The sequence below is a fragment of the Streptomyces sp. P9-2B-2 genome (genome assembly GCF_030406865.1).
Taxonomy (GTDB): Bacteria; Actinomycetota; Actinomycetes; order Streptomycetales; family Streptomycetaceae; genus Streptomyces; species Streptomyces platensis.
In genome coordinates this window covers 5667545-5686562 of the sequence record NZ_CP129126.1, presented here as the reverse complement: position 1 = coordinate 5686562, position 19018 = coordinate 5667545, and the positions used below count along the sequence as shown (strand labels likewise).

At 69.1% G+C, this 19018-nt stretch carries 19 protein-coding genes; 6 read left to right on the top strand and 13 right to left on the bottom strand.

The genetic code is table 11. The features are described from left to right. Positions 1-44: 44 nt before the first annotated feature. Both QT196_RS25060 and QT196_RS25055 read right to left on the bottom strand, forming a co-directional pair. A complete protein-coding gene (locus tag QT196_RS25060) occupies positions 45-389 on the bottom strand; it encodes a hypothetical protein (protein WP_168481074.1) in 345 nt (114 codons plus the stop codon). A gap of 483 nt (positions 390-872) precedes the next feature. Continuing rightward, positions 873-2594 carry a glycoside hydrolase family 20 protein gene (locus QT196_RS25055; RefSeq protein ID WP_290355737.1) on the bottom strand — a complete coding sequence of 574 codons (1722 nt, stop codon included), beginning with the start codon at positions 2592-2594 and terminating at the stop codon, positions 873-875. Between the two features lie 457 nt (positions 2595-3051). Between QT196_RS25055 and QT196_RS25050 the strand changes: the two genes are divergently transcribed. From QT196_RS25050 to QT196_RS25030, 5 genes are all read left to right on the top strand, one after another. Then, positions 3052-3528, top strand: a complete 477-nt coding sequence (locus tag QT196_RS25050; RefSeq protein WP_168483958.1) for a 2-oxo-4-hydroxy-4-carboxy-5-ureidoimidazoline decarboxylase — start codon at positions 3052-3054, stop codon at positions 3526-3528. 206 nt (positions 3529-3734) lie between these two features. Next, a complete protein-coding gene (gene sdhC, locus QT196_RS25045) occupies positions 3735-4115 on the top strand; it encodes a succinate dehydrogenase, cytochrome b556 subunit (RefSeq protein WP_168481073.1) in 381 nt (126 codons plus the stop codon). 6 nt (positions 4116-4121) lie between these two features. Continuing rightward, positions 4122-4601 (top strand): succinate dehydrogenase hydrophobic membrane anchor subunit, encoded by a 480-nt coding sequence (locus QT196_RS25040; RefSeq protein WP_168481072.1) that lies wholly within the window; start codon positions 4122-4124, stop codon positions 4599-4601. A 20-nt stretch (positions 4602-4621) separates the two neighbouring features. After that, positions 4622-6376: a succinate dehydrogenase flavoprotein subunit gene (gene sdhA / locus QT196_RS25035; protein ID WP_168481071.1), complete on the top strand. Its 1755-nt coding sequence runs from the start codon at positions 4622-4624 to the stop codon at positions 6374-6376. Continuing rightward, on the top strand, positions 6376-7149 hold the full coding sequence (locus QT196_RS25030; protein WP_168481070.1) for a succinate dehydrogenase iron-sulfur subunit: 774 nt from the start codon (positions 6376-6378) through the stop codon (positions 7147-7149). The genes sdhA and QT196_RS25030 overlap by 1 nt, the downstream gene beginning before the upstream one ends. Here the strand turns inward: QT196_RS25030 and QT196_RS25025 are convergent. The 8 genes from QT196_RS25025 to QT196_RS24990 all read right to left on the bottom strand — a co-directional run bounded on the left by QT196_RS25025 (position 7133) and on the right by QT196_RS24990 (position 14543). Then, entirely contained in the window at positions 7133-7960 is an 828-nt protein-coding gene (locus QT196_RS25025; RefSeq protein ID WP_290355736.1) for a hypothetical protein, read from the bottom strand. The genes QT196_RS25030 and QT196_RS25025 overlap by 17 nt on opposite strands. 211 nt (positions 7961-8171) lie before the next feature. Further along, a complete protein-coding gene (locus tag QT196_RS25020; RefSeq protein WP_168481069.1) occupies positions 8172-8675 on the bottom strand; it encodes an FBP domain-containing protein in 504 nt (167 codons plus the stop codon). Between the two features lie 114 nt (positions 8676-8789). Further along, positions 8790-9389 (bottom strand): hypothetical protein, encoded by a 600-nt coding sequence (locus tag QT196_RS25015; RefSeq protein WP_168481068.1) that lies wholly within the window; start codon positions 9387-9389, stop codon positions 8790-8792. A gap of 124 nt (positions 9390-9513) precedes the next feature. Further along, the gene (locus tag QT196_RS25010) at positions 9514-10695 is read right to left on the bottom strand and encodes a S8 family serine peptidase (RefSeq protein ID WP_290355734.1); all 1182 of its coding nucleotides are present in this window, start codon (positions 10693-10695) and stop codon (positions 9514-9516) included. Between the two features lie 115 nt (positions 10696-10810). Continuing rightward, positions 10811-12244: a hypothetical protein gene (locus tag QT196_RS25005; protein WP_248001296.1), complete on the bottom strand. Its 1434-nt coding sequence runs from the start codon at positions 12242-12244 to the stop codon at positions 10811-10813. A gap of 69 nt (positions 12245-12313) precedes the next feature. Next, positions 12314-12625: a hypothetical protein gene (locus tag QT196_RS25000; RefSeq protein WP_290355733.1), complete on the bottom strand. Its 312-nt coding sequence runs from the start codon at positions 12623-12625 to the stop codon at positions 12314-12316. A 216-nt stretch (positions 12626-12841) separates the two neighbouring features. Next, positions 12842-14233, bottom strand: a complete 1392-nt coding sequence (locus QT196_RS24995; protein ID WP_290355732.1) for a metallophosphoesterase — start codon at positions 14231-14233, stop codon at positions 12842-12844. Between the two features lie 22 nt (positions 14234-14255). Then, positions 14256-14543 (bottom strand): SCO4848 family membrane protein, encoded by a 288-nt coding sequence (locus QT196_RS24990; protein ID WP_168481064.1) that lies wholly within the window; start codon positions 14541-14543, stop codon positions 14256-14258. 10 nt (positions 14544-14553) lie between these two features. On the opposite strand from QT196_RS24990, the gene QT196_RS24985 reads away from it, so the two are divergent. After that, the gene (locus QT196_RS24985) at positions 14554-15978 is read left to right on the top strand and encodes a D-alanyl-D-alanine carboxypeptidase (RefSeq protein ID WP_290355731.1); all 1425 of its coding nucleotides are present in this window, start codon (positions 14554-14556) and stop codon (positions 15976-15978) included. 87 nt (positions 15979-16065) lie between these two features. Here the strand turns inward: QT196_RS24985 and QT196_RS24980 are convergent, their stop codons facing one another. From QT196_RS24980 to trpS, 3 genes are all read right to left on the bottom strand, one after another. Continuing rightward, the gene (locus QT196_RS24980) at positions 16066-17055 is read right to left on the bottom strand and encodes a YihY/virulence factor BrkB family protein (protein ID WP_168481062.1); all 990 of its coding nucleotides are present in this window, start codon (positions 17053-17055) and stop codon (positions 16066-16068) included. 173 nt (positions 17056-17228) lie between these two features. Next, the gene (locus tag QT196_RS24975) at positions 17229-17813 is read right to left on the bottom strand and encodes a 2'-5' RNA ligase family protein (protein WP_290355730.1); all 585 of its coding nucleotides are present in this window, start codon (positions 17811-17813) and stop codon (positions 17229-17231) included. Positions 17814-17995: 182 nt separating this feature from the next. Further along, a complete protein-coding gene (trpS, locus tag QT196_RS24970; protein ID WP_248001649.1) occupies positions 17996-19006 on the bottom strand; it encodes a tryptophan--tRNA ligase in 1011 nt (336 codons plus the stop codon). Positions 19007-19018 lie beyond the last annotated feature (12 nt).

Sequence of the window (19018 nt, the reverse complement as noted above, 5' to 3'; positions counted from 1 at the left end):
TGGACAGGAAGGTGCCGCGACCGGGCCGATAGAACTTCGGCGACTCAGGGACGTTGGCGTCCCATCTTCGCCGACTTCCGATTATGCCCCTTAGTGTCCCACCATTCCTCCAGCAATGTACGCACGATGTGCACAAGTTGCTGAAGTCGTTCGGGGTCCGGGGAGGGCGAGGTGAGCACATCCAGAAAGGACTTGTCGTCCCAAGGAAGAGCGAATTCCCAATGCTCTTCCTTGAACCCTTGCCTTTCCACAGTGAGCCAGTACGTCAAGGTCACGCTTCGGTCCGGTCGATGATCGACCGAAAGTTCAGTGACATTGAACCTGACTTCCCCATCACCGGTGGTGTAAGAACAGGCCAGAGCCTGCTCAGCTGGCGTTTGGGCCGTCATACGGAGTGCCCCTGTATGCAGTGAGAAGGTCATTGTTACCGGCAGGAGTGCTGATGATGGTACGGAACCTCTCCCCGGCAGTAGTTCCACACGACGTAATTGCGACTGTGGTACTTGCACGTTGCGTCGACGCTGTTGACAGCGACCTCGCTCACGTGGATCGAAGGCGTTGCAGCCGTCGCGGAGTTTGCCATCGGAATTACGAGCGCTGATGTGGCGACGGCGCTTTTCACCACGGCAGTCACTGCCGCGGTCCGGACCTGTTCTGGCCTCGCGACCTCGCCGGGGCGTTGACGGCGCTTATCACTGCCCCCGTCCTGCATGCCGTACTCCTCGGCCTCCATGCGGGCTGTCGCACCAGCTAGATATCCACTTCTGGCGCGACAGCCCGCAAAGGCCAGCCCGACGGTTGGCACGTGGCCAACGCGTGACCAACAGCGGCCGTCCTCGTTCTCTCACCCTTTTCTTACCGGGTCGGCGTGCTCACACCCGGTCGGCCAGCGCCTTGAAGCCCGTCCAGGACAGGGCGGGCGTCCGCGGGTCCCAGGTCTTCTGTGCCAGTGCCGCCAGCGGCAGCCGGATTCCGGCGGCCACCTGTGCCTGGGTCTGCGCCTGCGCCCGGTCGCTCCAGATCGCGAAGCGCGCGCCGGGAATCCGGTCCGGGCCGGTCATGCTCGCGGGCACCGACACCGGCTGGGTACCGCGGATCACCAGCGGGGTCCAGCTCTCGTAGATCCGCTGGCCGGTCGGGTAGACGAACTGGTTGGGCTCGCCGAGGACGTAGTAGAGGTACTCGTCGTTGAAGTTCATGACGTTGCGGCCCTCGCGCAGGAAGGACGAGGGGTCGCGGTGTCCGCCCTCCTTGCCGGTCCAGTAGTCGACCATCCGGTTCTTGTCCGGGGACACCCGCGGGCTGGAGAAGAAGCCGTCGTTCCAGGCCTCGATCCGGTTCTTGCCCTTCGCCTCCACGGTCTTCTGCCGGCCGTTGAGCCAGCCGGTCGTCAGGTCCTTGAGGGTGCCGTTGGGCCCGTACTTCTGCCGCGCGGCCCGGGTGAGCTGCGGATATGTGGTCGACGGGGTGGACGACAGCAGGGCCTGGTACTCATCACCGCCCAGGTGCCAGTAGGCGGGCGCGCCCTCCGGGTTGGTGAACAGCTCGCTCATTTCCTTCAGCAGCGAGTCGATCAGCGGGGCCGCCTTGGGGTTGGAGATATCGATCGAACCGGGGACCACGCTGCCCGATGCGCGATGCAGCAGCAGGTCGGGGTGGTGCTCCAGCACGGCGCCCAGGTGGCCGGGCGAGTCGAGTTCCGGGACGACGGAGATGTGCAGGCTGCCGGCGAGCGCGACGATCTGGCGGATCTGGGCCTTGGTGAGATGGTCGGCGGAGACGATCTCGGGGTGGGTGTCGCTCTGGATGCGGAAGCCCTGGTCGTCGGAGAAGTGCAGCTGGAACTGGTTGAGCTTGAGATCGGCGATCTCCCGGATCCGGGCCTCGATCCAGTCCTGGGTGTACGGCTTGCGGGCGTTGTCCAGTGACATGCCGCGCTGCGGACGGCCCGGCCGGTCCTGGATGGTGCCCTCGGGAAGGCCACCGGCCGCGCGGACGGCCTGTTTGACGGTGCGGGTGCCGTAGAAAATTCCGGCGTCGGTGGGGGCCGTGAGAGTGAGCCGGGTGCCGTCGGCGGTGAGGGTGTAGGCCTCGTCGGCGGCGCCCTGGACGGGCACATTGTTCGCCTGCGCACCGCTCTTGCCCGTGATCTTCACTTCGATGTCGCCCGGCTGCACGGTCTGGTCGCCGTAGACGACGGTCAGCCCGAGGTCCCGGGCCATCCGCTGGGCCTCGTCGGCGACATTGCTCTTCTCACCGGCCGGTACGACCACCCGGGCCCCCTTGGAGGGCCGCCAGCCCCGGCCGTCGGCCCGGCGGAAGTCCCGGACGGCGGGGATGACCTGCGGCGTCCCGGTCACCGGCGCCCAGGTCGGGGTGGCCCGGGCGGAGGTGGGGTTGACCTTGGCGCTGGTGCTCCCGGGCGGCTCGGTGTCCGCGGTGCCGGAGCAGCCGGCGAGCAGCAGGGCGGCGGTGAGCGCCGCGGCCGGAAGCGCGGACCGGGCCGCCGGGCCCGTGCGCCTCGTCGGCGTCGTCGCGGGGCGCAGGGAGGCCGAGGGCCGCGGGGCGCGCGGCGGCCGCATCGGGTTCGACATCGTGCAATCCTCACTTTTCGGGGCGAAGGCATTGCCAGGTGTGCGGAGCGGGTCGTCCATGGAACGCGCGAAAGCTCTCCCATCCGGGTGAAATTCGCGCATCCGTCGGACAGTGGTCGCCAAGCGTCGTTAGCGTGGCGTCGCCGTTCGTCACCCCCTTCACAGGGCTCTCCCGGGTCCGCCGGATACCGCCGGGGGGACGTCGCACACGCACCACCGCCCTACCCGCCGCCGCTTGGTACGCATCCCGGCTTCGGTCCGCTCCTCCCCCAGCTTCCTTCAGTCACCCGTCCCGCACCTGTCGAACCGACCTATTCGCATCCGTCCGAGGAGGCCCACGCTGTCCGGTGACATCCCGGCCGCCCGGCCGACGACGCTGCGCCCGCCGCAGCCCGCGCGGCGCGGCATATCTTCACGGGTCGGCGGCGCAGCGCTGCCGCACCCCCGCACCGAGGGCATCGGGCTCCTCCGCTTCAACACCCTGCCCCGCGAGGACGCCCTGGCCACGCTCCTGAGCTGCTGCGGCAGCCGCCGCTGGGCCGAGCGGGTCGCCGCGCACCGCCCGTATCCGGATCCGGAGTCCCTCCTCGCCGCGGCCGACGAGGCCTGTTACGACCTGACGGCGGCCGAGCTGGACGAGGCGCTCGCCGAGGAGTCGCTCTCACCGCAGCCGCTGGTCGGCGCCCGTGGCCCCGGCACGCTGGCCGCCCACACCGCACTGCGCGCCGCGCACGCCGAGTACGAGCGGCGCTTTCGCCATGTCTTCGTCATCTGCCTGGACGGCTACCGCGACGATGAGCTGCTCGACCAGGTGCTGTCGGGGATCCGCACCCGGCTGGGCAACGAGCCGGACGAGGAGCGGGCGGTCGCCGCGGACGAACTGCGCCGGCTGACCCGCGGGCGGCTGGCCCGGCTCACCGCCTCCGGCCCGTGACGGATCGCGGCTTGTGGCCGGGAACCTTACGGTTCGTGCTTGTGTGATAGCCCGTTGGTGCCTGTTTGATCACACCTAAGGACCCCGGCGCGAGGAACCGACAACTCGTCGATACGATGACGAGCGGCCGGTGGACCGTACCCGGCCGGGCCCGACCGACACAGAAGCCGGCGCGGCCCTAATCCCCGCTCCCGGAGGGTTCTTCCGTGCCGGCTGGAACGCTGTACCGCGGCCGGGAAGGCATGTGGTCCTGGGTGGCTCATCGAGTCACTGGCGTCCTCATCTTCTTCTTCCTGTTCGTTCACGTCCTCGACACCGCACTCGTCCGCGTCTCCCCCGAGGCGTATGACGACGTCGTAGCGACCTACAAGACGCCGATCGTCAACGTGATGGAGTACGGCCTGGTGGCCGCCATCCTCTTCCACGCGCTCAACGGCCTGCGTGTCATCGCCGTGGACTTCTGGGCCAAGGGCCCGAAGTACCAGAAGCAGATGCTGTGGACCGTCGTCGGTGTCTGGGTCGTGCTGATGGCCGGTGCCTTCTACCCCGTGCTGCAGCACACCCTGCGCACGCTGTTCGGGAGCTGACGCCAGATGTCTGCTGAAACCACCTCCGCAGGTGCCACCGCGACCGACGGCGTCTCGCTCTACGACGTGGACAACCCCGCTCCGGTCATCGAGGCGCCGCGCAAGCGCACGAAGAAGACCGGAAGCGCGTCCCGGGGCAACTTCGAGATGCAGGCCTGGCTGTTCATGCGGCTGTCCGGCATCGTCCTGGTCGTCCTGGTCCTGGGCCACCTGCTGATCCAGCTGGTCCTCGACGGCGGCGTCTCCAAGATCGGCTTCGCCTTCGTGGCCGGCCGCTGGGCCTCGCCGTTCTGGCAGGTCTGGGACCTGCTGATGCTCTGGCTGGCCATGCTGCACGGCGCCAACGGCCTGCGTACGGTCATCAACGACTACGCACAGCGGGACAACACCCGCTTCTGGCTGAAGATGCTGCTGTACACCGCGACGGTGTTCACCGTCCTTCTGGGCACGCTGGTGATCTTCACCTTCGACCCGAACATCTCCTGAAGCCGGGGCTGACTGGAACCATGAAGATCCACAAGTACGACACCGTCATCGTCGGCGCCGGCGGCGCGGGCATGCGCGCGGCCATCGAGTCCACGAAGCGCAGCCGCACCGCGGTCCTGACGAAGCTCTACCCGACCCGCTCCCACACCGGCGCCGCCCAGGGCGGTATGGCCGCGGCCCTCGCGAACGTCGAGGAAGACAACTGGGAGTGGCACACCTTCGACACGATCAAGGGTGGCGACTACCTGGTCGACCAGGACGCCGCCGAGATCCTCGCGAAGGAGGCCATCGACTCGGTCCTCGACCTGGAGAAGATGGGCCTGCCGTTCAACCGCACGCCGGACGGCACGATCGACCAGCGCCGCTTCGGCGGTCACTCCCGTAACCACGGTGAGGCCCCGGTCCGCCGGTCCTGCTACGCCTCGGACCGCACCGGCCACATGATCCTCCAGACGCTGTACCAGAACTGCGTCAAGGAGGGCGTGGAGTTCTTCAACGAGTTCTACGTGCTCGACCTGCTGCTCCAGGACGTCGACGGCGTCAAGAAGTCCGCGGGCGTCGTCGCGTACGAGCTGGCCACCGGCGAGATCCACGTCTTCCAGGCGAAGGCGATCATCTTCGCGTCCGGCGGCACCGGCAAGTTCTTCAAGGTGACCTCCAACGCGCACACCCTGACCGGTGACGGCCAGGCCGCGGCCTACCGCCGCGGGCTGCCGCTGGAGGACATGGAGTTCTTCCAGTTCCACCCGACGGGCATCTGGCGCATGGGCATCCTCCTGACCGAGGGTGCGCGCGGCGAGGGCGGCATCCTTCGCAACAAGGACGGCGAGCGCTTCATGGAGAAGTACGCGCCCGTCATGAAGGACCTCGCCTCGCGTGACGTCGTCTCGCGCTCCATCTACACGGAGATCCGCGAGGGCCGCGGCTGCGGTCCCGAGGGCGACCACGTCTACCTGGACCTGACCCACCTGCCGCCGGAGCAGCTGGACGCCAAGCTCCCGGACATCACCGAGTTCGCGCGGACCTACCTCGGTATCGAGCCCTACACGGACCCGATCCCGATCCAGCCGACCGCGCACTACGCCATGGGCGGCATCCCGACGAACGTCGAGGGTGAGGTGCTGGCCGACAACACCACCGTCGTGCCGGGCCTGTACGCCGCGGGCGAGGTGGCCTGTGTCTCCGTGCACGGCGCCAACCGCCTGGGCACGAACTCGCTGCTGGACATCAACGTCTTCGGGCGCCGGGCCGGTATCTCGGCGGCGGAGTACTCGGCCACGGCCGAGTACGTCGAGCTGCCCGAGGACCCGGCGCAGAAGGTCGCCGACCAGGTCGAGCGGCTGCGCAACTCCACGGGCAGCGAGCGGGTCACCGAGATCCGCAAGGAGCTCCAGGAGACCATGGACGCCAATGTGATGGTGTTCCGCACCGAGCAGACGATCAAGTCCGCGGTCGAGAAGATCGGCGAGCTGCGCGAGCGCTACCTGAACGTGTCCATCCAGGACAAGGGCAAGCGGTTCAACACCGACCTGCTGGAGGCCATCGAGCTGGGCAACCTCCTCGACCTGGCCGAGGTCATGGCGGTGTCCGCGCTGGCCCGCAAGGAGTCCCGCGGCGGTCACTACCGCGAGGACTACCCCAACCGCGACGACGTCAACTTCATGCGGCACACCATGGCGTACCGCGAGGTGGGCGCAGACGGCGTCGAGTCGATCCGCCTCGACTACAAGCCGGTCGTGCAGACCCGCTACCAGCCGATGGAGCGTAAGTACTGATGAGCACCCCGACTCTCGATGAGCACTCCGCGGCACTGGACGCGGCCGAGGACGGCGCTTCGCATCTGATCACGGTCACCTTCCGGATCCGCCGGTTCAACCCGGAGGTCTCGGAGGACGCCAGCTGGGAGGACTTCCAGCTGGAGATCGACCCCAAGGAGCGCGTCCTGGACGCTCTCCACAAGATCAAGTGGGAGCTGGACGGGTCGCTGACCTTCCGTCGTTCCTGCGCCCACGGCATCTGCGGCTCCGACGCCATGCGCATCAACGGCCGCAACCGTCTCGCCTGCAAGACGCTGATCAAGGACATCAACCCGGAGAAGCCGATCACCGTCGAGGCCATCAAGGGCCTCACGGTGCTGAAGGACCTTGTCGTCGACATGGAGCCCTTCTTCCAGGCGTACCGCGATGTGATGCCGTTCCTGATCACGACCGGCAACGAGCCGACCCGTGAGCGCCGGCAGTCCGCCGAGGACCGCGAGCGCTTCGACGACACGACGAAGTGCATCCTCTGCGCCGCCTGCACCAGCTCCTGCCCGGTGTTCTGGAACGACGGCCAGTACTTCGGCCCGGCGGCGATCGTCAACGCGCACCGCTTCATCTTCGACTCGCGTGACGAGGGCGGCGAGCAGCGCCTGGAGATCCTCAACGACAAGGACGGCGTCTGGCGCTGCCGGACGACCTTCAACTGCACGGACGCCTGCCCGCGCGGTATCGAGGTCACCAAGGCCATCCAGGAAGTCAAGCGGGCGCTGATCACCCGCCGCTTCTGAGCCCTGCGGCGATCCGGGTCCCGACCCGGCCGCCCAGCAGCGCCGGCACCTCCCGAAGGGCCTCGCCCCCGTATCCCCGGGGGCGGGGCCCTTCGGCATGCCCGCTCTCCCGCTCCTTCGCCGGATACACGAGCACCGGCGGCAGCGCCTCGTCCACCAGCGCCACCGGCACATCGCGGCAGAAATACGACGGGACAAAGACCAGCCCCCGCCCTTCCAGGAACAGGTCCCGCTCCACCGGATAGCCGGCCTCCAGCACCGGCGGCCGCCAGCGCATCACCGGCCCGAAGGTCCGCAGCATCGCCTCCGCCCCGGACTGCGCCAGCGCATGCCTGCGCAACGCCCGGTCCGCGCCGACCCGTTCGGCGATCCGCGGCCAGCTCGGCGCCACCGCCCGGTGGTGGTACGTCCGCAGACTGCGCGCGAGATGGCGCAGCGCGGCCGGCTCCCCGTCCGCGATCCCGCGCGCCCAGCCCGGCAGCGCCCGGTGCCCCGACAGCAGCACCAGCTCGGACCGCAGCCGCTCCCGCGGGGTGCTCATCACGGCCTCCAGCCCCGGCTCGACCCCGTCCAGCCCCGCGAACGGGGTGAGGAAGTCCGGGAAGTAGCCGTGCCGCGGCACCAGCGGCAGCAAGGTCCGCAGCGGCCCCGGACCGTGCCGTACGGCATGGTGCCGCCAGGCGGCCAGCGCCGGTTCGGTCCGGCTCTCCCGTAGGGCATGCAGGCTCAGCACCGTCTCCCATAACGGGTCGGCCCCTTCGGCCACACGCGTACGCGCCAGATCCTGCGCGGTGAAGTGCACTCGCAGCACGTTCGTCCCCCTGGTTCCACGCCGCCTCCCCTGCGACGTGCACCGAGGATCTGTCGACGGCGGACCGGCCGCAACCGGAACTGGTGGGTAGGGTGGGGGATTTGGTGCTGAGGATCTTGGTGGGGCTTCAGGGTGGGGGCAACGGGGCGGGCGGCTTCGGGGCGGGAGGGCTTGGCGCAGGCGCCACGGCGGTGGCGGGCGCGCCGCTCACTCACTCCCCCTCAAGAACCTTGTCCAGGAAGGCATCCAGGTTCCGCACGGTACGAGCGATCCGCTCCTCCAGCGGCAGCGTCTCCTCATGCCGCCCGGCAAGCTGGGACCGCTTGCGCCCCCGCACGTAGAGCGAGCACGCGAGGTCGGCGCACAAATACGTCCCGACGGTGTTCCCCTGCCGCCCCAACGGCCCGGCCCGCCGCGCGGCGAGCAGACTGACGCCGGACCCGGGATGCCCGGTCACACACACCGAACACACCGTCGTCTTGGTGAAACTCCGCCGCACCCCCTGCGGCCGCCGCAGCGTCACCCCGATGATCCCGTCACCCCGCGGCGCCACCAGATAACTCCGGTCCGGCGCCCCCGGATCCCGCCACCCCAGGAAGTCCAGCTCCCCCCAAGGGAGTTCAGCCAGCCCCACGGGCAAATTCATCCGGCTCGCCTCCCCCTTCGAGCAATTGACGAAGGAGGAGCGTATTTCTTTTTCACCTACGGGTTCCATGATGCCCGAAACTAACAGCGGGCCCTGGGAGCCGTCGCCCGATTTATCTCCGGGCGGGGCGGGACGGGAAGCGCACTGTCCAGGCGGCGGCCCCGGTCCGGCCTCGGTGCCGCCTCATGCCCCGATCCTCATCATCCACGACCGGTTGGTCATCTGGTGCAGCCCGGCCTGCTGGGCCCTTGCGAGCCGCTGCGCGCCGGCCTCCTCCCGTTTCCGCGCGGTCTTGTCCCAATCCGCGGGCTTCAGGAACAGCAGGGCATTACTCCCCGGCACCACCAGGACACCGCCGAAGGGCAGGTCACCCGCCAACCACGCGCCTTCTTCCGCCTCTTCCGGCCAACGCCGACGCCCCGCCGCATTGATCGCCAGCATCAGCGGCGCCCCGTGCTGCCCTCGCGTCGTCACGCGGATCTGGTGGACATCGCCGTACTCAGTCCACTTCGCACGCTTCATGAGCACCCGGGGATGGAATTCCAGCGGGTAGTGACGGAGCACTTTCGCGCACTGGAAGACACGGATTCCGTAAACGGCGCGCCACACCGTCATGATGAGTACGCCCGCACCGACAGGAATGGGCAGAGCAAGGAAGAACGAGTTCACCCCCGTCACACGGGATATCACCACCGGAACTGCCACCAGAAGGCCGGCGATCAGCAAACGCACCGCCATGAGCCGGGCCAGGGCAAGCCGATTGACTCGCAGTATCTGCGCCACGTCCGGTGCCTCAGGTGGCGCCGAAGTCTGCGAGCCGTGGGCCACGGCCTTCTCCTTCTGACTCTCTCCGAGTCGGCCACGACCGGCCGCACGGGGTCTTCGCGGTGGGGCTGCGGAGGGCGGCTCAGCCCCAGGTCTGACCGCTGGCGCTCTTGCGGCGACGGGACACCAGGACGATGGCGATGACGGCCCCGATGACCACCAGAGCGCCGACGCCGATGCCGCCGTAGAGCAGGGCCCTGTTCATCATCTCCTTGCCGCCCATCGGCGGGTCGGCGTCCTGCGCGCCGGCATCCAGCTGTGAGGACGCCTTGCCCTTCGGCATCGGCAGCGGGCCCTCCTTGGCGCCCGCGGGGATGTCCTTCCGCAGGGCGGGGCCGGGCTGGATGAAGCCGTAGCCGTAGTGCGCGTCCGGGAGCTTGAGGCCCTTCTGATCCTGGGGCAGACCGGCCGTCTTCACCAGACGGTTGGCGATCTGGCCGGGAGTGAGGTTGGGGTACTTCTCCTTGAGGAGGGCGGCTGCGGCGGAGACGTAGGCGGTCGAGCCCGAGTTGCCGTTTTCCGTGTGGTAGCTCGTGTCGTTCTTCCCCGTCGCGGCAGGGATTTTGACGCCAGGCGCGAGCAGATCCATGTCGGAGTTGTAGTTGTTGAACTCAGCCGACTTGCCGTACTCATCGACCGCACCGACACCGATCACACCCGGGCAGCCCACCGGATAGTTTTTGTCGGTCACAGATTCGTTGCCCATACCGGCTACCACCACGGCGCCCTTTGAAATGGCGTAGTGGATGGATTCGCAGGTGTCCGCCGAACGACCTTCGGTGTAGGACATATTGATGACGTCAGCGCCATGGTCCGCGGCCCAGCGAGTGGCCAACCCGGAGTTCTTGTACTCCGGCACGGGAAGGATCTTGGCATCGGGCGCCAGCCCCTTGACACCCTCGGAGCCCCCCGGGCCGTGGCCGTGGCCCGCGATGATCGCCGCCATGCCGGTCCCGTGGTCGAGGATGTTCTCACCCGGCTCGAGGTCTTGGGCGCCTTCCTCCTGAGTCGCCTTCCCGAAATCCGGCCCGGGAAGGAACTGGCCCTTCAGATCTTGATGGGTCTGCCGAAAGCCGGTGTCGAGCACGGCCACCGTCACGCCCTTACCGGTGGCCTCCTTCCACAGCTGCTCGGCCCCGAACGCTTCCAACGGCCACAGATCCTTGCGCGTCTGATCCGCGGAGGCGGTACCGCTCGCGGTGATGAGCAGCGCGCCGGTCAGCGCGGCACCCACCGTCGCACGCAGTGTTCGGGTGACCCTCATGCTTGGCTCCTTCTCGCTGTGCTGTCCGGCGGCAGTGTTCCATCAGAAGAGAAGGCCCCGCACCCTCGGGCGCGGGGCCACTCCTTACCAGCCGCCGTATGACGGCGCCGGCGTCCTACTCGATGACGCGGGGCGCCACATTACGTTCCGGCGTCCACGTCTCTTCGTCCTCGACCAGGTAGTCGGGGCGCTGACCAGTGGTGCGCTCCTTCTCCTTCTTGTCCTTGCCCTTGGCTCCGGCGGCTCCCATGCCGGCCTGCTGGCCGCCACGACTGCGGTGCAGGCCCGCGCCGCCCTGCTTGGCACCGCCCGCGGGACCGCCCGGCTTGCCGACCATGCCGCCACGCGTACGCGCCTGCGCACCACCGCGTCCGGCCACTCCGGCCTTGCCGCCCTTGGCGCCGCCTGCCGCACCCGCGCCCGGCATACCTCCGCGCATACCTCCGGCACCAGGCGCACCGCGACCACCACCAGGCCGCAGGGCACCCCCCGGTACACCCATGGGACCCGGCGGCATCGCGCCGCCCGGGCCTCCGCCGGGACCACCGACCACCCCATGTCCGCCACCGGAGGGGACACCGTGATGCCCACCGGAAAGCGAGGGCGGGGTCATGGTGCCGCCCTGCACGCTGTCGAGCCCGGTCTGGACCGGGAGGTCCGGACGGCTGAGCTTGGGACCGTCGAAGCCGGACGGGACCGCTCCACCGCCCGCGCCGTTGGGCTGGTGCGGGGTGACCGACGACGGGTCCGGGTGGTACCTGTCGGCCGTGTCAGGCATCCGAACCGATGGCGGATGCGGGGTGTTCGAGGGCTCCTTCGGCCAGTCGCCGTGGAGGCCGTCGTCGCCGTCCTCGATCCAGATCTTGGTGCGTCCCTTGTAATGGTCCGCCAGCTCATCCATCACAACGACCGCCTCGACCTGGCGCTCCTTGCTCAGGGACAGCTTGTCCCGGTTGAGCTCCAGCGCCTGGCGGGCGTCCATCTTCGGGTTGGCCATGTCCCGGTGGAACTGGGCGTCGTCGCCGCTGTCGTCCGTAAAGCTGTCCCAGTCGCCCGGGTCATGGATCTTCGACATGGCGGTCACCGCCTGGCGGAGATTGTGGGCGAGGCCGACGTGCGGGCCCGACTCACGCGAGCCGATCAACGACGCCTCGGCCTTCCGGGCATGCTGGTAGGTCTTGTCGATCTTGCCGAGTACCTTGATGGCTTCCTTGCGGAACGCGTCGGCCGCCGAGCCCTCCCAGTGCGCCGTCGCGTGATCGACGGCATCCATGAACTTCTTGCGGACCCCGCCGTGTCCGTCGTGCCCGCCGAGCAGATCGGCGGACTTACGCCAGTGGTCGCCAGCCGTCTCAAGCGTCTCCGGCTTGGCGTTCTCGATCATCTTGCGGAGCGCATTGATACCGTGGTGGTGGAAGTCGGAAGGAGAATGCGGGGTCAAGCGCTCGCCCTTGAAGGACTTCACCTTGTTGTCCCGCTCATGCGCGTCGCGCTCCGCCGCCTCCTTCTGCATCCTCTCGCTGGCCTGTCGGCTGTCGTTAGCTTCCATGGGACTAACCACGGCGGCCCCCGTTCATCTTCATCCCTCTCGTCCTCATCCCTGCGTCGCCGTGGAAGGTCAGCCGTTCATCGAGGCCTTGGTCTCGTGATCCTGGTCCTCGTAAGCACCACGGCTCGATTCCGTCTTCTCGCCGAACTTGTGGGTGAGGTCCTGGAGTGCTTTGACGACGTCCTTCAGATACGTCTGCATGCGGTCATGGGCGTGGGAGACTTCCTCCGCTTCGCCGAAGTTGATCCCGAATGCCGACTTCGGAACGTTGGTGCCGTACTCGACGTTCTGGCCGGTTTCGCTCATGTCGTGCTGAAGATGCCGAAGCTGGCGCACGACGCCGTCCAGCTCGTCCAGATCAACCTTGAAGTGCTTGCCCATGACGCTCTCCCCGTTCCCCGCTCGTCCCCCTCGTGCGCCCGCAGAGCCGGCACGGTAAGGACAACGTAAAGTCAATAAATACTAGGGAGTTACGCCCCTGTGTTGCAAGATCGAAAGTCGGGATCTGTCCGATTTAGCGCAGGATTGCGCTGCACTTTGTAGAGGGGTTGTTACCTTCGCGGCGCAACCCCTGCGCGCGGTGATCAGCGTAGCGATCTAAGCGCGCAGGGAGGCGAGTTCGACCACCGTGATGTCGGGCGGCGCGCCAAGGCGTACCGGCGGCCCCCAGGTGCCCGCGCCGCGGGAGACGTAGAGCTGGGTGTCGCCGTAGCGTTCCAGGCCGGCGATGGTGGGGTTGGTGGCGTCGGCGATGTAGGTGAAGGGCCACATCTGGCCGCCGTGGGTGTGGCCGGAGAGCTGGAGGTCGACGCCGTACCGGACGGTGTCGTGGATGGTGACCGGCTGGTGCGCCATCAGGACCACGGCGCGGGCGGGGTCACGGTCGCCGAGGGCCTGGTCGTAGTCGGGGCCGGCGCGTTCGGTCTGGCCCGCGACGTCGTTGATGCCGGCGAGGTCGAAGCCGGGGAGTTCGATGCGGGCGTTCTCCAGCGGGTGGATGCCCAACTCGCGTACGTGGTCGACCCATTGGTCGGCGCCTGAGTAGTACTCGTGGTTTCCCGTGACGAAGAAGGCGCCGTGCCGGGACCGCAGTTCGCGCAGTGGCTCGGCGGCCGGGGCGAGGTCGGTGACGTTGCCGTCGACCAGGTCGCCGACGATGGCCACCAGGTCGGGGTGGGTGCGGTTGATGGTCTCGACGACGCGCCGGGTGTGGGCGCGGCCGAGGATCGGGCCCAGGTGGATATCGCTGACGACGGCGATCCGGAAGCCGTGGGCTTTGCGCGGCAGTTTGGCCAGCGGGATGGTGACGCGCTTGACCACCGGGCCGCGGAGGGTGGTGTAGGTGCCGTAGCCGACGGCTGCGGTGGCAGCCAGGGAGGCGCCTGCGGCGACCGCCCGCGCGAGGAAGAGGCGGCGGGGCGGGGTGGCCACCGGCGGCAGGGCGGGCGTACGGGGCGGGAGGAGTGTGGGGGAAGAGCCAGAGGATGGGGTGGGGGACGGCGTGGGGGACGGCGTGGGAGACGGCGTGGGAGACGGCGTGGGGGGAAGTTCCGGGGAAGGGTTCGGGGAAGAGTCAGGGGGCGGGTCGGGGGAACGGTCGGGCGGCGGTGGCGGGGACTGGGGGCCGGTCCCACGTGCCGGGCCGGTGGGTGACGGGGTGCGTTCCGGGGGCTCACGGTCGGGCAGGGCCCGTAGACAGATGGCGCGGACCACTTCTCCCACCAGCAGCGCCAGTGTGAGATAGAGCACCAGGGCCAGCCAGAGATAGCCGGGCCAGGCCAGGGCCTGCTGGAGGGGGAAGGGGGCGCCGGCGCGGGCGGCCAGCAGGGTGGCGAGGGTGGTCAGGGGGAGGACGAAGGCGGCGACGGTGCCCGTGCGGCGGGGCCGGCTGCCGGGGGTGGTGGTGTCACGGACGAGTCGGCACCACAGGTAGCGGTGCACGCCGAAGAACAGTCCGAGGACCGGGACCACGATCAGCGCGAAGATCACGGCGTCTCCCCGTGCCTGTGATTCAGGAGGCGGACGAGGAGGAGGAAGGCGGTTCGGGCGTGTGGGTCGCGGCTTCGCGGCGCAAGGCCCGTACACCACGGAACCCGATCACCCCGATCACCGTCCCCAAAAGAAAGGACGCCACCGCGAGCAGCAGATGGACCCAGAAGTAGGCGGTCGGGTCACCCGCATCGTCGAAGGCGAGACCGCTCCCGTCCTGCCAGAGGTTTTTGACGAAAGTGATCCAGATGAACCAGCTCCACACCCCGAAGGCGAGCAGGAACCAGGACACGGGGCGCGAGAGCTTCATACGTCCCAGTATGGGCAGCGGCTCCATCCGGCGGTCGGCAGGGGCACTCTTCCGTGGGGTGCTGTCGGCGTCCCGGGCAAAGGCGGGTACGTTCACCGACGTGCCGACGACCTTCAGTGCTTCCACGGCTTCCACCGACCCGACCGCCCCGAACGCCTCGGCCACGACCGGCAACGCCGGACGTGCGGCGCGACACGGCTTCCCCCTGCGCACCGTCGCCGCACTGGCCTCCTCCGGACTGCTGGCCACCCCTCTTCTGGCCGGCACGGCCCATGCCGACCCCAAGGAGCCGAAGGCCCCCAAGCCGCCGGCGAAGATGTCGCAGATCGGCGGGGACCGGCTGGGTACCCCCGGCGTCCAGGTGGCCCAGACGCCGGGCGCGCCGAAGCTGCCGGGCCCGGATATCCTCACCGCCCGTTCGTGGATCGTGTCCGACGCCGAGTCCGGCAAGGTGCTGGCCGCCAAGAACGCCCACTGGCAGCTGGCGCCGGCCAGCACACTGAAGATGCTGTTCGCCGACACGGTGCTGCCGAAGTTCCCCAAGGACCAGAAGCACACGGTCAAGCCCGCCGACCTCGCGGGGATGGGCGCCGGCAGCAGCCTCGTCGGGATAAGGGAGAACCTGAGCTATTCGGTCCACGACCTGTGGCTGGGGGTCTTCCTGCGGTCCGGCAACGACGCGGTGCACACCCTGTCGGCGATGAACGGCGGGACCGCGGCCACCGTCAAGCAGATGCAGCGGCACGCGAAGGAGCTCAACGCCCGCGACACGCATGTGGTGACCCCGGACGGCTATGACGCGCCGGGCCAGGTCTCCAGCGCGTACGACCTGAGCCTGTTCGCCCGGTCGGGGCTCCAGAACCCCGACTTCCGGGAGTACTGCTCGACGGCCAGTGCGCAGTTCCCCGGTGACAAGGGCAAGAACGGCAAGCGGGCCTCGTTCGGCATCCAGAACACCAACCGGCTGCTGAGCGGCGATTACGACATCAAGCCGTATCCCGGCATCGCGGGGGTGAAGAACGGCTCGACGACGAACGCGGGGTCGACCTTCACCGGCGTCGCCCAGCGCGGCGACCGCAAGCTCCTGGTCACCGTCATGAACCCGGAGAAGAAGGAGCACAACGAGGGCTACCGGGAGGCCGCCAAGCTGCTCGACTGGGGCTTCGCGGCGGCCGACAAGGTGGAGCCGGTCGGCCGGCTCGTCGGCCCCCTGAGCGAGGACGACGGCAGCGGCGCGGAGAACGCCAAGGACAAGGGCAAGAACGCGGACCGGAGCACCCAGGCCGCGCTGGACGGCGCCGGCGCCAAGAGCGGCGCCTGGACGGCTCTGGGGCTCACCACCGGGGCGCTGGCGCTGCTCGGCGTCGTGGCATTCGCCGTGCACCGCCGCTGGCCGCTGCCGGAGCTGGTGCGGGGGCGTCGGCCCCGTAAGTGAGCCCGTAAGGGAGCCCGTAAGTGAGCGACGGCGGGCGGGAGATGGGAGCGCGCGGCAGGGGACGCGTAGCCGGGGTTACGGCTACGGCTACGCCGCCCGGGGGTGCTCCCGCCCCTCGGGCCCGTCCGGCCTCCCGGCCCCGGACTGCCCCTCCGGCCCGTTCAGCCGCTCCTGCCCCTCTCCCCCGCCCGGCCCCTCCGGGACCTTGAGCTCCTCGCTCTCCCCGTGCCGTTCCCCGTCCGTGGCCGTCCAGGAAGCGCAGTAGACCAGCAGCTTCGCGGTGAAGTTGATCCACAGCAGCAGGGCGACCGGGGTGCCGAAGGCGCCGTACATGCTGCGCGAGGCGACACCCTGGAGATAGCCGCTGAGCAGCAGCTTCAGCAGCTCGAAGCCGATCGCGCCGAGCAGGCCCGCGACGATGACGGCACGCCGCGGCGGATGGACGCCGGGCAGCCTGGTCAGTATGTAGGCGAGCAGCAGGAAGTCCGCGAGGACGGCGATGACGAATCCGGCGACGGAGAGCAGCACGCTGCCGATGCCGCCCTCCGGGAGGCCGATCGCCTCCGCCACCTTGCCCACCGCGGCGGACGCGAACGTCGAACAGGCCAGGGACAGCACCGCGACGCCGCCCACGCCGAGCAGCAGTGCGCCGTCCCGGAGCTTGCCGAGGAAGAAGTTGATGTCCTCGTCGGGCTTCTCCCATACGGCGCGCAGGCAGTCGCGCAGCGATTCGACCCAGCCGATGCCGGTCAGCAGCAGCGCGGCACCGGCCACCAGGCCGACGGTGGCCGCGTGGTCGACGAGTCCGGCGATGTCGAGCCGGTCCGAGAGGCCGGGGAGCTGCTCGGCGAGCTTGTTCTCCAGCGTGTGCAGCCGGGCGTCGCTGAGGAGCGCGGCGCCGATCGCGGCGGCGACGGTGAGCAGCGGGAAGAGCGCGACGAAGCTGGTGAAGGTGATCGCGGCGGCGAGCCTGGTCCAGTGCACCCGGAGCATGCGTTCGTAGGCGCGCCAGAGGTGCGTGGTCATCAGCCGGCGGACGGCCGGTCCGATCACCGGGAGTGTGCTCAACCAGTTCATGGCAGTCCCCTCGTGCCCGGTCGGCCGCCGGGTCGGGCAGGGGTGGCGGCCGGCGCTCCGGGCGTTCCGGCAAGTTCCGGCGGTTCCGGAACACTAGCGTCCGGGTACCCCGGAAACGCGCACACTCATACGTGCCGTGCGGCCATCACGGGCCGGGGCGGGGGGTGCGGCCGTCAGCAGGAGGGCGCCGGCGGGCGGGCGAGATCGGCGGCCTGGCGGGGGACGGCGGCCGTCTGGGGTCCGAAGGGGTACTCCCGCTCCAGGCGCCACACCTCGTCCGCGCCCTGCTCGTAGAGGGCGAAGCCGCCGATGGTCCAGGTCGCGGTGAAGTCCCGGAGCCCGGTCTGGGCGCGGTCCATGTCCTCTTCGGCGATGCCGTGGGCGATGGTCACATGCGGGTGGTACGGGAACAGGAGCTCACGGGCGCAGGGGCCGGAAGCGGCGCGGATCCGGGCCTGGAGGGCGGTGCAGCCCGCGACCCCGTCGGTGACCTTGACGTAGACGACCGGGGAGAGCGGGCGGAAGGTCCCGGTGCCTTCCAGGCGGAGCGGGAACGGGCGGCAGCCGGCGGCGACCTCGGCGAGGTGGCGTTCGATGGCGGGCAGCGCCTCGGTCCGTACCTCCGTCGGCGGGAGGAGGGTGATATGCGTGGGGATGCCGGGTGCGGCAGGGTCCCCGAAGCTCTCGCGCTTCCGCTGGAGGAAGCTGCCGTAAGGCTCCGGGACCGCGATCGAAACGCCCAGCGTTACGGTCCCCACTGCGTTCTCCCTCCTGACGTGTGTGCGGCGCGCTCGCGCACCCTCTTAGTGTGCCGGGTGCGCGCCCTTATCGGGGAGCGTCCTCGGTCCTGTTGCGAGCGGACAAGGGGCCCACGGGCGGGGCCCCCTGGCTCGGCGGGGTCCGCGCGGCCGGCCGTGGCCCGCCGCGCGAGGGGGTGGCGTCAGTGCTTGGCCGGCAGGAATCCGAGCCGGTCATAGGTGGTGGCGAGGGTCTCGGCGGCTACCGCGCGGGCCTTCTCCGCACCCTTGGCCAGGATGGCGTCCAGCGTCTCCGGGTCGTCCAGGTATTCCTGCGTACGGTCCCGGAACGGTGTGACGAAATCGACCATCACCTCGGCGAGATCGGTCTTGAGCGCGCCGTACATCTTGCCCTCGTACTTCTGCTCCAGCTCCGGGATCGAGGTGCCGGTGAGGGTGGAGTAGATGGTGAGGAGGTTGGAGACGCCGGGCTTGTTCTCGGCGTCGTAACGGATCACCGTGTCGGTGTCCGTGACCGCGCTCTTGACCTTCTTCGCGGAGACCTTCGGCTCGTCGAGGAGGTTGATCAGGCCCTTGGGGCTGGCGGCCGACTTGCTCATCTTGGCCGACGGGTCCTGGAGATCGTAGATCTTCGCCGTCTCCTTGAGGATGTACGGCGCCGGCATCGTGAAGGTGTCGCCGTAGCGGCTGTTGAAGCGCTCGGCGAGGTCGCGGGTCAGCTCGATGTGCTGGCGCTGGTCCTCGCCGACCGGGACCTGGTGGGCCTGGTAGAGCAGGATGTCGGCGATCTGGAGGATCGGGTACGTGAACAGGCCGACGGAGGTGCGGTCGGCGCCCTGCTTGGCGGCCTTGTCCTTGAACTGGGTCATACGGGACGCCTCGCCGAAGCCGGTGAGGCAGTTCATGACCCAGCCGAGCTGGGCGTGCTCGGGCACATGGCTCTGGATGAAGAGCGTGCAGCGCTCCGGGTCGAGACCGGCGGCCAGCAGCTGGGCGGCCGCGATCCGGGTGTTGCTGCGCAGTTCCGCGGGGTCCTGCGGAACGGTGATCGCATGCAGGTCGACCACCATGTAGAAGGCGTCGTGGGACTCCTGGAGCGCCACCCACTGGCGTACCGCACCGAGGTAATTACCGAGGTGGAAGGAGCCGGCCGTGGGCTGGATGCCGGAGAGCACACGCGGACGTTGCTGCATGGCGGAGCCATT

Excerpts from the sequence above, each read along its gene's own strand:
- QT196_RS25060 (WP_168481074.1), bottom strand. The coding sequence starts at position 389 with ATGACGGCCCAAACGCCAGCTGAGCAGGCTCTGGCCTGTTCTTACACC.
- QT196_RS25055 (WP_290355737.1), bottom strand. The coding sequence starts at position 2,594 with ATGTCGAACCCGATGCGGCCGCCGCGCGCCCCGCGGCCCTCGGCCTCC.
- QT196_RS25040 (WP_168481072.1), top strand. The coding sequence starts at position 4,122 with ATGTCTGCTGAAACCACCTCCGCAGGTGCCACCGCGACCGACGGCGTC.
- sdhA (WP_168481071.1), top strand. The coding sequence starts at position 4,622 with ATGAAGATCCACAAGTACGACACCGTCATCGTCGGCGCCGGCGGCGCG.
- QT196_RS25030 (WP_168481070.1), top strand. The coding sequence starts at position 6,376 with ATGAGCACCCCGACTCTCGATGAGCACTCCGCGGCACTGGACGCGGCC.
- QT196_RS25020 (WP_168481069.1), bottom strand. The coding sequence starts at position 8,675 with ATGGAACCCGTAGGTGAAAAAGAAATACGCTCCTCCTTCGTCAATTGC.
- QT196_RS25010 (WP_290355734.1), bottom strand. The coding sequence starts at position 10,695 with ATGAGGGTCACCCGAACACTGCGTGCGACGGTGGGTGCCGCGCTGACC.
- QT196_RS25005 (WP_248001296.1), bottom strand. The coding sequence starts at position 12,244 with ATGGAAGCTAACGACAGCCGACAGGCCAGCGAGAGGATGCAGAAGGAG.
- QT196_RS25000 (WP_290355733.1), bottom strand. The coding sequence starts at position 12,625 with ATGGGCAAGCACTTCAAGGTTGATCTGGACGAGCTGGACGGCGTCGTG.
- QT196_RS24990 (WP_168481064.1), bottom strand. The coding sequence starts at position 14,543 with ATGAAGCTCTCGCGCCCCGTGTCCTGGTTCCTGCTCGCCTTCGGGGTG.
- QT196_RS24985 (WP_290355731.1), top strand. The coding sequence starts at position 14,554 with ATGGGCAGCGGCTCCATCCGGCGGTCGGCAGGGGCACTCTTCCGTGGG.
- QT196_RS24980 (WP_168481062.1), bottom strand. The coding sequence starts at position 17,055 with ATGAACTGGTTGAGCACACTCCCGGTGATCGGACCGGCCGTCCGCCGG.
- trpS (WP_248001649.1), bottom strand. The coding sequence starts at position 19,006 with ATGCAGCAACGTCCGCGTGTGCTCTCCGGCATCCAGCCCACGGCCGGC.